The sequence below is a fragment of the Dokdonella sp. genome, from assembly GCF_035703485.1.
Taxonomy (GTDB): domain Bacteria; phylum Pseudomonadota; class Gammaproteobacteria; order Xanthomonadales; family Rhodanobacteraceae; genus Dokdonella.
The window spans coordinates 1-14,597 of the sequence record NZ_DASSYD010000044.1 but is presented as its reverse complement, the minus strand read 5'-3'; the positions used below and the strand labels follow the sequence as shown (position 1 = coordinate 14,597).

14 protein-coding genes are annotated in these 14,597 nt (G+C 61.7%); 2 read left to right on the top strand and 12 right to left on the bottom strand.

Annotated elements, in window-relative coordinates:
• Positions 1–42: 42 nt before the first annotated feature.
• The 5 genes from VFN25_RS03280 to VFN25_RS03260 form a co-directional block, all read right to left on the bottom strand.
• Positions 43–1,398 (bottom strand): GTP-binding protein, encoded by a 1,356-nt coding sequence (locus tag VFN25_RS03280; protein ID WP_325138774.1) that lies wholly within the window; start codon positions 1,396–1,398, stop codon positions 43–45.
• 57 nt (positions 1,399–1,455) lie between these two features.
• The gene (locus VFN25_RS03275; RefSeq protein ID WP_325138772.1) at positions 1,456–2,004 is read right to left on the bottom strand and encodes a YceI family protein; all 549 of its coding nucleotides are present in this window, start codon (positions 2,002–2,004) and stop codon (positions 1,456–1,458) included.
• A complete protein-coding gene (locus VFN25_RS03270; RefSeq protein ID WP_325138770.1) occupies positions 2,001–2,576 on the bottom strand; it encodes a cytochrome b in 576 nt (191 codons plus the stop codon). The genes VFN25_RS03275 and VFN25_RS03270 overlap by 4 nt, the downstream gene beginning before the upstream one ends.
• A complete protein-coding gene (locus VFN25_RS03265; protein WP_325138768.1) occupies positions 2,557–3,186 on the bottom strand; it encodes a YceI family protein in 630 nt (209 codons plus the stop codon). The genes VFN25_RS03270 and VFN25_RS03265 overlap by 20 nt, the downstream gene beginning before the upstream one ends.
• A gap of 71 nt (positions 3,187–3,257) precedes the next feature.
• The gene (locus VFN25_RS03260) at positions 3,258–4,766 is read right to left on the bottom strand and encodes an Era-like GTP-binding protein (protein ID WP_325138766.1); all 1,509 of its coding nucleotides are present in this window, start codon (positions 4,764–4,766) and stop codon (positions 3,258–3,260) included.
• A gap of 94 nt (positions 4,767–4,860) precedes the next feature.
• Here VFN25_RS03260 and VFN25_RS03255 point away from each other — a divergent pair, with 94 nt between their 5' ends.
• Positions 4,861–8,472: a hybrid sensor histidine kinase/response regulator gene (locus VFN25_RS03255; protein WP_325138764.1), complete on the top strand. Its 3,612-nt coding sequence runs from the start codon at positions 4,861–4,863 to the stop codon at positions 8,470–8,472.
• Positions 8,473–8,478: 6 nt separating this feature from the next.
• Here the strand turns inward: VFN25_RS03255 and VFN25_RS03250 are convergent, their stop codons facing one another.
• The 7 genes from VFN25_RS03250 to VFN25_RS03220 all read right to left on the bottom strand — a co-directional run bounded on the left by VFN25_RS03250 (position 8,479) and on the right by VFN25_RS03220 (position 14,371).
• Positions 8,479–8,982: a RidA family protein gene (locus tag VFN25_RS03250; protein ID WP_325138762.1), complete on the bottom strand. Its 504-nt coding sequence runs from the start codon at positions 8,980–8,982 to the stop codon at positions 8,479–8,481.
• Complete coding sequence (locus VFN25_RS03245) at positions 8,979–9,425, bottom strand: cytochrome c (RefSeq protein WP_325138760.1); 447 nt, start codon at positions 9,423–9,425, stop codon at positions 8,979–8,981. The genes VFN25_RS03250 and VFN25_RS03245 overlap by 4 nt, the downstream gene beginning before the upstream one ends.
• Positions 9,422–11,005 (bottom strand): flavin monoamine oxidase family protein, encoded by a 1,584-nt coding sequence (locus VFN25_RS03240; protein WP_325138776.1) that lies wholly within the window; start codon positions 11,003–11,005, stop codon positions 9,422–9,424. Before VFN25_RS03240 ends, VFN25_RS03245 begins: the two co-directional genes overlap by 4 nt.
• A 91-nt stretch (positions 11,006–11,096) precedes the next feature.
• Positions 11,097–12,119 carry a TraB/GumN family protein gene (locus VFN25_RS03235; protein ID WP_325138757.1) on the bottom strand — a complete coding sequence of 341 codons (1,023 nt, stop codon included), beginning with the start codon at positions 12,117–12,119 and terminating at the stop codon, positions 11,097–11,099.
• 12 nt (positions 12,120–12,131) lie between these two features.
• Positions 12,132–13,178 carry a uroporphyrinogen decarboxylase gene (gene hemE / locus VFN25_RS03230; protein ID WP_325138755.1) on the bottom strand — a complete coding sequence of 349 codons (1,047 nt, stop codon included), beginning with the start codon at positions 13,176–13,178 and terminating at the stop codon, positions 12,132–12,134.
• Between the two features lie 31 nt (positions 13,179–13,209).
• Entirely contained in the window at positions 13,210–14,121 is a 912-nt protein-coding gene (locus VFN25_RS03225; protein WP_325138753.1) for a hypothetical protein, read from the bottom strand.
• Positions 14,111–14,371 (bottom strand): WGR domain-containing protein, encoded by a 261-nt coding sequence (locus VFN25_RS03220; RefSeq protein ID WP_325138751.1) that lies wholly within the window; start codon positions 14,369–14,371, stop codon positions 14,111–14,113. The genes VFN25_RS03225 and VFN25_RS03220 overlap by 11 nt, the downstream gene beginning before the upstream one ends.
• Positions 14,372–14,416: 45 nt before the next feature.
• On the opposite strand from VFN25_RS03220, the gene VFN25_RS03215 reads away from it, so the two are divergent.
• The coding region (locus VFN25_RS03215) for a hypothetical protein (protein ID WP_325138749.1) at positions 14,417–14,597 on the top strand (181 nt) is incomplete at its 3' end.

The window sequence follows — 14,597 nt, the reverse complement described above, 5'->3', positions numbered from 1 at the left end:
CACTCCCCACTCCCCACTCCCCACTCCCCACTCCCGAAAGCTTCAACCACGCAACCGTCGTTGAATCTCGGCACGCGCCTCGCGCAGGATTGAATCGCGGTCGAGGCTGGCGACGATGTCGCTGACCACGCGCTTGGCGCCCTGGTCACCCCAGGATTTCCCGGCGGCTAGATAGCGATCGGCGGCGCGGCCGACGATTTCGGTTGCGTACCAGGCCAGCGCGCCTTGTGCAGTCGCGGTCAACACGGTCGACATGCCGGCACTGATGCCCTTGAGTGCCGAGGCGACCAGATGGATGCCCCAGATCGCACCCATCAGGGCGGCGAGCTGGGCGCAGATCGTGCCAATCAAGCCGCCGGCTTCGCGGCGCGTGATCGGCAGACCGTAGACCCGAGCCAGATGCATGACCAGCGCGGCATCGAGGGTACCGGCGGCGAGCAAGTCGGCAACCGGAATTGGATTCAATGCCACGGCGATGCTTTTGGCAATGCAGTACTGGCGGATCACTTTTGCCGCCAGTTCGCGACGGGCGACGACGATGCGCTGGGCGACGGCATCGGTCAGGCGTCCGGCGAACAGGCTGGCGTTGAGCGCCGACAAGGTTTGTCCTTCGCGGGTCAACACGTCGGTCAGGCGATTGCGCAGGGCATCGATATTGGGCGCCTGGCGGATCATCTCGACCTGCTCGTGACCTTCGGCATCGAGCGACACGCGACGCACTGGCGGCGGCATTGCGCTGACCGCGACGACATCCTCGGCTTGCACGAGTCCCTTTGCATGCTCGCGCAGCCGCGTGAGCAATCGCATCAATTCGTCATCGTCGTAGCGATCAGCCTTGTTCAGGGCAATCAACAAAGGGCGCTCGGTTTGCGCGAGCTGCACCAGCGCATCGCGTTCGCGCGTGGTCATGTCGCCGTCGACGACAAAAACGACCAGGTCACTGACGCTGGCGACTTCGTTGGCCAGTTGTTCGCGCGCTTCACCATCGAGTTCATCGATGCCGGGTGTGTCGATCAGGTGGACGCCGCTGCCAGCGACTTCCTGCCACGGACGTGGCATCGCTTCGCGGGTGGTGCCATGCAGGACACCGACGTCGAATGCGTTCTCGCCGAGCAGGGCATTGGCCAGTGCCGATTTGCCGACGCTGACCCGACCGAACACGGCCAGATGCAGCTCATCGCGTTCGAGCTTGCCGAGCATCGATTCCAGGCGGCCGAAATCAGCCGCCAGCGAACTGCGCACGGCATCCGGAATCTTCGGATCTTCGAGCAAGGCGCGCAGGCTCTGCTCGGCCTGGTCGTGGTGGCTACTGGTTTTTGACGGCGCGGCGTCGGGCTCGTTGTCTGAACGCTGAAAGCGTGTACGCAGACGTTGCCACATCGAATTGAGCGGGTTCACGCCAGTATCTTGCCCAAGCCCGGGCACGCGTAGTTCATGAATAATCCGGGCTGGCTATCAGGCTTTCGGGCCAAGCTTCAGGTGCGCCTTGATCTGCACGTCGTTGCCGATGGTCGAAGTGTCTGCGTACTCACCCGTACCGATTCCGAAATCCAGGCGCTTGATCCGGGTCGAGATATCGAGCGTGGCGCCGGCCCCAACCGGGGTGAAAGTCACATTGAGATCAACCGGCTTGCTGACACCTTTCAGAGTCAGCGTGCCAGAGGCGATGACCTCGTTGCCGGACTTGTAGAATCGACTTGTCTTGAAATGCGCAGTTGCTGACGTGCTGGTATCGAAAAACTCGGCCGTGGGCAGCATTTCGTCACGATCACTGTCACCTGTGTGCACGCTCGACAAATCGATGGTGACATCGAAGCTGGACGCATCGAGGACGCTGCTGTCGTAGCGGATCTGCGCTTCGAACCTGGCAAAGCTGCCGTTGAACTCTTCACCCTGGAATGTTCCGGTGAAGCCAAGCGTACTGCTTCTCTCGACCCGGTAGTCGGCGGCTAGCGCGTTGCTTCCGATGGCCCACAAGACAAGCAGGGTGAACAAACGATTCATGACTGATCTCCAGAATTCCGCGAGCGCAATCGCGCGAACGGCAGCATACGCAACAAGGTGTTGTCGCGCGTAAACACATGATGAACAAGCGCTCCGCCAACGTGCGCCACAAGAATCAGCAGGAGGATCCAGAACAGGACTTCATGGGTATCCCTGGCGAGGTCGCTGATGGCGTCGTTGCGCTCCATCAACGCCGGCAGATTGAACAGCTTGAACCATTGCAGCGGATTGCCGTGCGCCGAATTGTAGGTCCAGCCACTCAGCGGAATCGCCAGCATGAAAAGGTAGAGCACGGCATGGGTGGCATGCGCGGCCAGACGCTGCCAGCGCGGCATCGGCTCGTCACGTGGTTTGCGATCGAGCATGCGCCAGCACACGCGCAGGATGAGCAGGGCGAGCACGGTCAGCCCGATTGATTTGTGGATGGCGAAAACATTGAGCTTGGTCATGCCGCGTGACATGTCGACCATGATCAGGCCGAGAATGCCGTTGCCGATGATGGCAAGCGCCATCAACCAATGCAGCCATTGGGCAATGCTGCCCCAGCGCGTGTCACTGCTTTTCAATGCCATGGATCTGGATCTCCTTGCGACGGCTGCGAATGCCTTCGACTTCGATGCGCAGCTCGACTGGCCCTGCGACGACGTCGCGAAATGATGTCATGCCGAAATCGAAACGGTTAAGAGTTGTTGTGGCGGTAAATCCGGCTTTGGTCTTGAAAGCGTAAGGGTCGTTGCCTGCGCCATTGAAAGTGACATCGAGATCGACGTCGCGGCGGTTGCCGCGTATCCAGAGCTCGCCATGAAGTATGCCGGAGTTGGCTGTCTTCTTTTCCAGGGAATGTCCGATGTAATGTGCCGTTGGTGATTTGCGCGTGTCCAGAAACGCCTTGCCGCGCACTTTTTCTGTCCAGTTGGCGTCACCCATGTCGAGTGAGTCCATGTCAATGACGATATCGGCCCGAGCCGTCGACCAGTCGTCGGCATCGAACTGGAACCAGCCCTGTTTGATCTTGAGTCGTCCGATGCCATGCGAAAAGCCGAGATGATCGGCGAAAAACACGATCTGGGTATGCACCGGATCCAGCAGCCAGGTTTGCGGCTCGGCAGCAGACACCGTGCTGCTCAGAGACAGGCCGAGGAGCGGAGCAAGAACGAAGGTACTGAAGTTTCGCAGCAACATGCCATGAGCTTGGCAAATTCGTCGCCGCCACGCCAGTCGATTCAGGCAACGTGCGGACCTTCGCGAATCATTCAATGATCGTCGCCGTCCGCGCGGTCACGATGGCGCAGGCCGTCGATGACCACGCGGGCAACCCGTTCGACGCGCTCCCGGCTCGGTTCGGTCAGCAGGCTGCGCATGGTTTGCTCGGCCTCGGCCTGATCCAGGCGCGCGTGTTCGGCCAGGGTCAAGGCCACGGCTCGGCCCAGCGAATCAAATGCAAGTCCGTAGGCAATCGCGTGGAGGACGCCGCCGCCGAGGGTGCCGAGCCCGGGAAACGCCTTCAGTGCATTGCCGGCAATGGCGAGCACGATTGCGGTGGTGTTGCGGATGGTCAGGCCGAGGCGGGCGAGCAGGTTCTCGACATCGAGCTCGCGCACCGGTACATCGTGGATGCGCGCAAGTTCGCGGACCATGGCGGTGCCGAGTGCGCCCTGAATGATGATGTCGCTGCCCGGTGCGACCGCGGCCATCGCGCCGACCACGGCGCGACGTGTATAGCGACTCACGCAAGCTTCGGATTCACGCACGGCCACTTGCTGTGCCAGTGCATGGCTGCGTTGATCAACGCTGGCCAATACCGCGGCTTCGCGGGCCGGTTCGAGACTTTCCGCACCGCCCGAAGTGACTTGCATCAACGCGTCGAGCAGCTTGTCGATATCCGCCACACGTTCGCGCCTGACCTGTTCGACACGACCATCGTCGAGGCGACGCTCGAAACGTTCGGCCCCGCCGGCACTGATGCCGACAATGGCCCGGCAGACCGTCGCGTAGCGGCTGGCAAATGCGCCCAGCAAGGCTTCACGCTCGTCGTCGTCGAACAGGTCGATCTTGTTGAGTACGAGGATCAGTGGCTTGCCAAAGCCGGCCAGCCAGCGCAACTCGGCATCCTGGGCGCGGGTCAGATCCGAAGCGACGAGATAGATCACGGCATGTGCGCGCAGGGCTTCATCGCGGGCGAGCTGCTCGCGTTGGCTGCCGGAAACCTCACCGGTGCCCGGCATGTCGGCGAGTACCAGCTCGCGGCCATCGCCGAGGTTGCCGTGAAAATGCTTGACCCAGCGCGTGGTGCCGCCAATCACATCGATGTCGGCTTCGGCTTCGCTGGCGAGGGCGCGGATCAGGCTGGATTTTCCGGTACTGATCTCTCCAAACAGAGCGACATGGCACTCGCCGCTCAGGCGTCGCCGATCGAGCTCATGCAATTCCTGTTGCAGGCTTGAGGCATCGGCATCGCGCGCCTGCAGATCGGCTACCCGTGCCTCGATGGTCGGCCGGTCGGGCAGGCTATCGGTCTTGCGCTTGCCCGAGCGGCGTGGCGCAGGGCGCAACAGCTTCCAGGCCAGCCAGCAGACTCCGCCGATCGCGGCGGCAACGATGATGATCAGTGGAATGCGCAGCAGCAGGGGCAGGGCGAGCAGACGCTCGTAGAACTCAAGCAAGCCATTGACCATGCTGATCGCCAGCCAGACAACGACGACCGCGGCGATAGCCAGCAGGCCAAGCAGGATGAGACGCAGGGGCAGGCGGGAGCGAGACATGCCGCGGATTCTATCGTCTATCGGGACTTCACCACGCTGGTCGTCTGCGCCGATGGCATGGCACCATCAGCGACAATCGGGGAAGGAGTGGACCATGGGACGATTCGCAATCTTCATCGCGACCGGTTTGCTGTCATTGCATGCACTGGCGGCGCCGCCGCCGTCGGAGCCCTGGTTCGAGCGCCTGCGGGTTGCCGATGGCTTGCCTTCCAGTGAGGTGTATGCGCTGCGCCAGGGTAGTGATGGATTTATCTGGATCGGCACGCGCGATGGCCTTGCCCGCTACGACGGCGTCGACTTTCGGGTCTGGCGACACGATCCGGACGATGCCTCGTCAATCGCCAGCAACGATGTTTCGGCCCTTCTACTCGACCGCCATGGACAGGTTTGGTGTGGTGGTGAAGCATCGGGACTCAATCAACAGCTCGCCGATGGAAGTTTCCGCCACTACCGGCATGATGCGGAAGATCCGCATAGCCTGAGCAGCGATGACCTGTTCACGATCGTCGAAGATGCCGCCGGCACCATTTGGGTCGGAACCTGGCTTGGTGGTCTCAACCGCTTGCGCGAAGACGGTAGTTTCGAGCGGATCGAACATGATGCCGAGAATCCCGACAGCCTGCGCTCGACCACCGTGCTTTCGCTGGCTGCGGATTCCTCAGGGCGACTCTGGATCGGCACCGACACCGGCCTCGACGTGCGCGAAGCGGATGGCCGTATCGTGCATGTCGCACTGCCGCCGCTGGAGGCCAGGGCTGAGAATCTCACAATCGGCAGCCTGCGTGCACAGGAGGATGGCAGCATGCTCGTCGGCACCGATTACGGGGTCGCCCGCGTCGCTGCTGATCTCGGCTTTTCCGGCTTGGTCATTGAAACGCCATCGCGAATGCCGACCATGGCCATGATCAGCGAGTCTGCCGATGACTACTGGTTCGGCACGACCGCCGGGTTGCTGCGATTGCAGGATGGAGATCTGCATCGCTATGGGGACGGCGATGCACTGCCGGGAGAGTTGCCTTCGGTTCGTGTGATGGATGTCCTGCGTGACCGCGAAAAGGGGTTGTGGGTGGCCATGTTCGATGCCGGCATTGCACGCCTGCCCGCGCGCTGGCGCAATTTTTCGATCTGGCGGCATCGCCCGGGTCAGTTGCACAGCTTGCTGCACACGCGAACCGAGGGCGTCAGTGTCGATGGCCATGGCGGCATCTGGGTCAGCAGTGGTCGCGACGGCCTCGATCACATCGATGGAGTAACCGGCGAGGTTGTCCACCATGGCAATCGCCTCAAGGCCCAGGGAAGCCAGCTGCGATCCCTGCTTCAGGTTGACGATCGGCTATGGGTGGGACACCAGCGCGGTATTCGTATCTATTCGCTGGACGACGCCAGCGTGACCGAGCTGCCGGTTGCTGCCGACTCGGCGCAGGCGTTGCCGCGTGGCTACGTCAACCGGCTCATGCGTGGGCCGGATTCCAGTTTGTGGGCAAGCTTGCGCGGTGGCGGTGTGGCACGGATTGATCCGACGACACTGGCCATCCACAGCTGGTCGGTTGCGCTGGGCAACCTGGTCGATGCCGACATCATGGATCTGGCTTTCGACGCGCACGGTCAGCCGTGGATTTCCTCGGCCAGTGGAGTGCAGCGCTACAACGCGCAGGCGGATCGCTTCGAGACGGTTCCCGGATCTCCGCAGGAGGCCGTGCATGCGATTGCCTTTGATGGTGCCGACGCGTTGTGGCTGCATCGACTCGGCGCGCTGGAGCGCTATGAATTGCACGATGGATCGCTGCGTCTGCTCGACCATCTGGGCAGTGCGCAGGGCTGGCCGGCAATGCAGGTCAGTGCCCTGCACGTGGCCGCCGATCATGATTTGTGGGTGGCCAGCCAGCGCGGCTTGTGGCGCATCGATGGCGATCCTCAGCGCGTGCGTCAGTTCAGCGAACGCGATGGCTTGCCCAGCGCGGAATTGATCGGCGGCTTTGCCATTGCTCGCGATGGCAGCGTCTTCGTCAGTTCCCAGGGTGGGGTGATCGCCTTTGACCCGGCAACGATCATGCTCGATTCACCGGCGCCACCCTTGCAGGTGACCCGGCTTTCGGTTCGCCGGAATGGCAGTGTCAGCGAACTTGATCCCGCGCGGCCGGTTTCCTTGCGGTACGACGATCGTGAGCTGGCTGTCGAGGCAAGGGCTTTGTCATTTCTCAATCCGGGTGGCAACGACTATCGCTTCAAGCTGGAAGGATTCGACAAGGATTGGGTCGATCTCAGTGCGCGCGGTGAACGCGTGTTCTCGCAATTGCCGGCGGGAAGCTACGCGCTGAAGATTCGGGCGGCGAATGCGGATGGGATATGGAGTCCGACAACGGTGACGATTCCCATCGAAGTGGCCGCGGCGCCATGGCTGACGCCCTGGGCCTATCTCGGCTACGTGCTGGCGACGATACTGCTCGCCGGATTGTTCTTTCGCAGTTGGCGTCATCGCGTCGATCAGCGCCACACGATGGCCCTGGCCAACGAGCAGCGGCGAGCGGCCGAGCAACTGGCGCTTGCCAAGTCCGCATTCCTGGCCAATATGAGCCATGAGATCCGCACGCCGATGACCGGTGTGCTCGGCATGGCCGAGTTGCTGAGTGGTACGCCACTGAACGAAAAGCAGCGTAGCTACACGGAAGCGATCAGTCGCTCCGGCGATCTGATGTTGCGCCTGGTCAACGACAGTCTCGACCTCGCCCGTATCGAGGCCGGCAAGCTGCAACTTGAGCGTCGGCCATTCCAGCCTGCCGAAGTACTTCGCGAAGTCGTCGAGCTTGAACAGCCATTGGCGCAGAAGAAAAATCTTCAGCTGCACGCGAAGGTGGCCGAGGCGCTGCCGAAGTACGTGCTCGGCGATGCGTTGCGTATCAAGCAAATACTGTTCAATCTTGTAAACAATGCGATCAAGTTTACCGAGAACGGTGGCATTGACGTGATCATGAGCTCGTCAGAACCGGGCTGGATCACGTTCAAAGTCAACGACACTGGCCCGGGCATGAGTGCGGACATGCGCGAACGTCTGTTCGGGCGCTTCGAGCAATCCAGGGGAGTGGCGCCGCGCTTCGGTGGCAGCGGCCTCGGCCTTGCAATCTGTCACGAGCTGGTCGAGTTGATGGGTGGGCGCATTTCGGTTGAAAGCACACTCGGATCGGGGAGCAGTTTCAGCATCAGCCTGCCGTTGCAGGAGACAAGCGTCGAGAAAACCGGCAAGCGCCCGATTGTTGCGAACGAAAGACCCGGCGCGGACTTGGGCAAGGTTTCAAGCGGGCTGGAGAAGTTCCATATTCTCGTCGTCGAGGATGATCCGACCATCGCCGCCGTCATCAGCGGAATGCTCGAAGCCGCCGGTCATCGCACCACCCATGCAGCGCACGGATTGGCCGCCATGGCGGCAATGAATGACTCCGGACTCGACCTCGCCCTGGTCGATCTGGATCTGCCCGGTATTGACGGTTTGCAGTTGACCCGTCTGATTCGCGAGCGCGAGCAGGCAAGCGGCGCGCATTTGCCGATCATCGCGATCACCGCGCGCGCAACAGGAGACGAGGAGGCGCAAACCCGAGCCGCCGGCATGGATGGTTTCCTGCGCAAGCCGATCAAGGCGGCTGCACTCGAAGCGGCCATGGCTCCGTGGCTGTCGGATCGACGGACGGAAGCGGGACTCGACAAGCCTTGAAAGCCCTCAGGGGCGTACCGCCGTTACTTCAATTTCGACCAGAAAGCCGGGATTGGCCAGCGCCGCCACCTGCATGGCCGAACGCACCGGCAGATTGGGTTGCTCCTTGGTGCCGAAGAATTGCGTGTAGCCCTTCATGAAACCGGCGAAATCCATTTTTCCCGAGTTGGCCGGGTCGCCGACGAGAAAGACCTGCATCTTGACGACATCGCCCATGCCGAGATCCAGACCTTTCAGCTGGTCACGGATTGCACCGAGCACACTGATTGTTTGAGCTTCCGTGTTGCCATAGGCCGCCACACTGGCCTTGTCCGCCTTGGCATCGATGACCGACGGTACTTTGCCGCTCAGATAGACCATGGTTTTGCCGGCTGGAATTTCGACAGCAGCAGCAATGGGAAACGTACTGTTGTTCGGTAACTTGTGGCGAATGACATCGGCCGCGCCTGCCAGCGAGGGCAGGACGAAGAGCAATGGCAGCAGGTGGATGGCAAGTTTGCTTGATTTCATTTTCCGGGTTCCTGTGCGTGCAAGGCGGCAATATCGGCCGCGCTGATCGTGTCCGTGTTGTGGTTGCCGAAATGGCTGCGGATGTAGTTGATGACGTTGGCGATTTGCGTGTCGGTCAGCCAGGTCGGTGGAAAAAAGAATTCGTTCTCCGCGTGATGTTCGAACGATGGCATGTTGCGGCGCCCGTTGAGGATCGTCGCCGCCATGTAGTTGGCCGAGAGCAGGGTCGGGTTGTCGGCAAACGCCGGGTAATGGCCCGCTCCAACTGCGCCCTGGCCTTCGGCCATATGGCAGCCCTGGCAGATCTGCTCGTAGATCGCCTCGCCGCTGCTTGTGCCAAGCATTCCGGTAACCGCAGGATCAGGCGTTTCGGCGTGAGTGATGGCTGAAACACCGATCGCGGCGATCAGACCAAGCATGCGGAAGAGCAATGATTTCTTCATGTCTTTGCTCCGTGTGCAATCGCGCGCCGGTGCAATCGATCAATCGCATCGTGCGCCGAAGTCACCGCGCCCTCCTGCCATGCCGGCAGGTACGAGGCATGTTCGCCGGCCAGCACGATGCGGCCATCGAACGCACAAAGATTGTCGTAGTGCTGTTCGCGCATGGCCTCGGTCCACATGCCGAAACAGCCGAGCGTGAACGGTGATCGATGCCAGGCAACGGAGATGCCATTGTCGAACTCGGCGGGATACTGAGGGTGGATCTGGCTGCCCTGAATGACTGCTTCGCGAATGCGCTGCGCGGGTGTCATCGCGGTGAAGCGCATGGCATCGGGCCCATACATGTAGCCGCCAAGCAACACCGCCTTGCCGCTGCCCTGAAATCCGTCGCTCGGGTAACTGATGTTGCCAATCGGAAGATCGGTGTAGCTGATACCGCCGAAAATCTGATCGTCTTGTTCCCAGAATCGGCGTTTGAATTGCAGGCCGATCTTGACCGAGGAGGCGTAGGGAACGGCGGCGATCGCCGCTGCCATCGGCTGACCGACCTTGATCGGCATCTCGCCGAGGATGGACAGCGGAATCGTGCAGACGCACCAGTCGGCGCTGGCTTGATGACGACTGCCCGGCGTGCCGCTGTCCTCGAAACTGACCCGGACCCCGGAATCGTCCTGATCAATATCGACAACCTTGGCCCGATAGCGGATCAGTGGCCCGAGTTCGCGGGCGAACGCTTCACCAATTCGGCCCATGCCGCCGACCGGCTGCAGCAAGCTCTGCTGCAGCTCGTAAATGTCGCCAATCGGCAACGCTCCCCAGAGTTCGGAATCGAGCAAGTCGGCAAGGCTGGTCGGCGTCGACAGTTCCGGCCTGGCGCTGAGTCCGCCACCCGGGTCGCGATTAAATCCACGCCGGTCGCAGCTTTCAATGCCTTTCGTGTACTTGTAATTTTTGTCGAGGGCGCCCCACCACTGCAGCGAGGCGAGCAACTTCTGCTGATCCTCCTTGCTGACCTCGGCATCGAGTCCGCCGTCGTTGGTCACCTTGGCCAGCAACTCGCCGATGTGGCCGTGGTAATCAGCGCGCACGGCCCGGTAGCGCTGAGGTTTGCCGCCGAACGCCTTGCTGCTGTGCTGGAAGGCGTTGTAGTTGGTCTGAATGAACGGTTCGAGCGGTATGCCGAATTGCTTGCAGTAACCGAGTATGCCGCGATGGTGGTAGGGCAGGCGCCACGGGCCCGGGTTGATGTAGAGGCCGGGATCGAACTCACAGTGCTGGGTTTCGCCACCGAGTTCGGTGTAACGGTCACCGCCGCGAAGGGTCCAGTTGCGACCGCCAGCGCGGTCGTTGTATTCGAGCACCTGCACCGAATAACCGGCCTTGCGCAACTCGAAGGCGGCAACCATGCCAGCAAGACCGGCGCCGAGAATGAGTACGGATGTGCCTTTCGGTGCCGCGCCGAGGCTTGGCATGCCGCTGAAGTTCGATTCGGCGGCAAAGCCGAGACTGGTCATTGCCTGATACATCGCCGCGCTGCCCGCGGTCATGCCGATCATGCGCAGCAAGTCGCGCCGCGTCATTCCAACCGAGCTTCTGCCTTCGTGCATGCGTTTCCCCAGACGACTGCGCAGTGCCGAAGTGTAACGCCAAATGATTTGTCAGCGTGTCGCGCTACTCGGGGGCTTCAACGACATAGCCACGTGCACGCAGTCGGGCGAGCAGACCATCGGCATTGAGCAGATGGCGCAGCGGGAGTACCGCGAACGTGCTGCGATTGCTGGCCAGCGCTTTTTCCGCCGCCGCCATCCAGGTCGCAGCGAGGCGTTCGCGAAGGTCGCCGAGGCCGCGCTCCTCGACCACGCTGGCCTTGAGTACGGCGTCGGCGCAGGCCTGCATCTGATCGGTATAGGGCATCGCTTGGAGGGCATTGATGTCGCCCAGGGCCCAGGCATTGGCGCGCAGTTTCATCGCCTCGATATCGGTTTCGAGGCGGCTCATGGTCTTGCCAAAGCATTCAAGGTCATCGAGTTCGGATTTCTTGAATTCCTTGACCGCCGCGCCCGCTGACTCGATACGCAATTCGACACGGGGTTCGATGATTTCCACCTTGTCGCGCTTCGCCGCCTTCTTGACTGCCTTGCCAACCACATCATCGAGTGACAGTCCGGATTGCTTGATCGCCTCGCCATAGAGCTCCTGGGCGGCAAAGATCGGCCTGCGCTTCTCGATGCCGCGATCCCTGCCGATGTATTTCTGTTTGAGCACGGACCAGCGTGCGTAGAGATCGGCCGGCACCACGTCGACGAGTTTTTCCTTGTCGGGATTGTTGCGCGCACCGATCAGCGAAGGCAGCAGAAACAGGCCGCCGAGCATGCCGCCCTTGACACTGATACTCGCGCTTGGGCCAAGGATGACCTGTTGCGAGTCAGCAATGGTCGCCTCGATGTCCTTCGATACCCAGGTCATTTTTTTCGGCAGCGGGCGCAACGTGCCAAGGATCCACAGCACATGGTCGTCCTTGCTGACTTTCCACAAGCCCGGGCCCGGCTGTTCGCCACTGACGACAATGGTGTCGAGCGTGCCGATGCTGGCGCTGTCAGCGGCGGCCGGTGGTTCATCGGCGTGGCAGGCAAAGCTTGCGCACAACAATCCGGCAATCAGCAGCTTGCGCACGGTCAACCTCGGATAATTCATGAGTGGTCCGGGCTATCGCCGCCCGAACTCGTGTACCGCATCGACCAGCACCTTGACGTGATCCGGATCGATATCGGGGGTGATGCCATGGCCGAGGTTGAACACGTGACCCGGGCCGTCGCCGAAGCTCTGCATGGTCTCGCGCACCGCTTTGCGGATCGCCTCGGGGTTGGCCGCGAGTGTGGCCGGATCGAGGTTGCCTTGCAGGGCGACGCGTGAGCCGACGCGCTCGCGTGCCTCGGACAGGCGGATCGTCCAGTCCAGGCCGAGTGCATCACAACCGCTGTCAGCCAGGCCTTCGAGATGACCGTTGGCACCTTTGGAAAACAGGATCAGTGGAATATCCCGTGTCGCCGGGTCGCCTTTCAGGGTTTGCGCAATGGTGGTCAGGTAGCGTTGCGAGAATTCAACGAACTGATCCGGGGCGAGCATGCCGCCCCAGGAATCGAACACCATCAGGGTCTGGGCACCGGCGGCGGCCTGTGCGGCGAGGTAGCTGCAAACCGCCCGGGTGTTGATATCGAGCAGATGATGCATGGCTTTCGGGTCGTTCCACATCAACGCCTTGGCGCTGGAAAAGTTCGACGAACCACTGCCTTCGATCATGTAGCAGGCCAGTGTCCACGGGCTGCCGGAGAATCCGATCAGCGGCACACGATCGGCCAGTTCATGACGGATCAGGCGTAGTGCATCGGTTACATAGCGCAAATCGGTTTCCGGATCGGGCACGCCGAGCTTCATGATCGCTTCGCGGCTGCGCAGCGGATGGCGGAACTTCGGGCCTTCGCCGTCGACGAAGTGCAGGCCGAGACCCATTGCATCGGGGATGGTCAGGATGTCGGAGAACAGGATTGCCGCATCGAGTTCGAAACGTTCAATCGGTTGCAAGGTTACTTCGCAAGCGAGTTCGGGCGTCTTCGCCAACGCCAGAAAGCTGCCGGCACGTTCGCGCGTGGCGCGGTACTCGGGCAGATAGCGACCAGCCTGTCGCATGATCCAGACGGGTGTGGTGTCGACAGGCTCGCGCTTGAGCGCGCGCAGGAAGCGATGTTCGGTCACGGACAACTCCAGATTGAGGCAAATCAGATTCTCAGCGAGCAATCTCTTTCTGCAGCAGGCCGATCTTGCGTGGCCAGCCGGAGGTGATCGCTGCATTGGCAGGTAAGGTGGCGCGCGCGCTGCGTGCGGCATCGAGATTGTCGAATTCCGACCAGCACAGGCTGTACCAATCGCCATCAGGCATGCTGAGCTTGAGCAAATAGAGCTGGCCCGGCAGGGTATCGAGAGCGAGGATCAGCGCATCAAGTGCCCGCGCATTGCGGACACTGGCGAGGACCAGGGTGTAATGGTTGGCCGGCAGCTCAAGAAAGTCGCGGGCACTGGCGATGTTTGTCAGTTGTGCCGGTGGCGCCGGAATGGCCGCGGGCGCCTTCATCGGAGCTGCCGGAGTTTGCGCAACCGAAACCGGGCTCGCTGCGGGTGGTGTGCTGCTCGTCTTGCGTTGCGCAACGGGTTTTTGTTCGATCGGCATGGCGTCGGCGCGCTCGACTTTCGCGTCATCGGCAAGCGTTGACGGCGAAGCTGTCGATGGTGTTTCGACTGTCGTCGCTTGCGCCCGTGCGGGCATCGCGTCGGCGGCTGGCTTGCGCGCTGGCGGAGCTTCGGCCACGGCCGGTTTTGCGCGGCGAACCGGCCGTGATGGACGAGAAGGCTGCAACAGATAGTTCGGGACATCACTGGCTGCCGGAGCGGGAGCCGCAAACGGTGCCGAGGAAGCCGGGGCGGAACGGGCCGGGGCGTCAACGGGAGCCGTCTCGGCAGTTCGCGTCGCAGCCGGCTTCGGCGCAGTCGGTGTGGCGGCCACATCGGATTTGTCGTGGCATTCGAACCGCTGCCCGTCCGCAGACGCCGTGCACACCCGATCGGTACCGGGTTCGAAAGCCTGTGCCAGCGAGGCGATCAGTCCGAATGCGGCAACAGCGCCAAGAAATCTAGTGAGCATGGGCATTGTCCATCCCCTGGCTGAAGACGATCTGGAAACCCCGTTTGAGTTGCGAATCGCGTGCTTTCTCGAAGGCCTCGATCGCGCTTTCGTGATCGAGATAGACCTCGCGCTTGAGGCTTGAGCGCGCACCTTGCTGGCCCCATTCGCGATAGAGCGTCCAGCCGCCAAGCAGATCCTGCTGCAGCGAGAGCTGATAGAAACGGGGCGACTCGGCAGTTTCCGTTCGCGTTTGCATATAAATGCGCATGGACTGATTTTAGCCTGCTTCGACGGCACTTCGCTGAATCAGCGGATGTTGAGACATGGCGAAACGCCGCATGGCGATGAGCGGCTTAGGGCAACGCTGATCAAGTGGCGCAATCGTCACGACACCTGTCTGCGTGCAGATCGCGGCGCGCTGGCGCAGATGCACTGGCCGTGTCGGCAACTGCTCCTGCGTTGCTCTACCTCCTGCATCCATGCAGTCGCTTCAA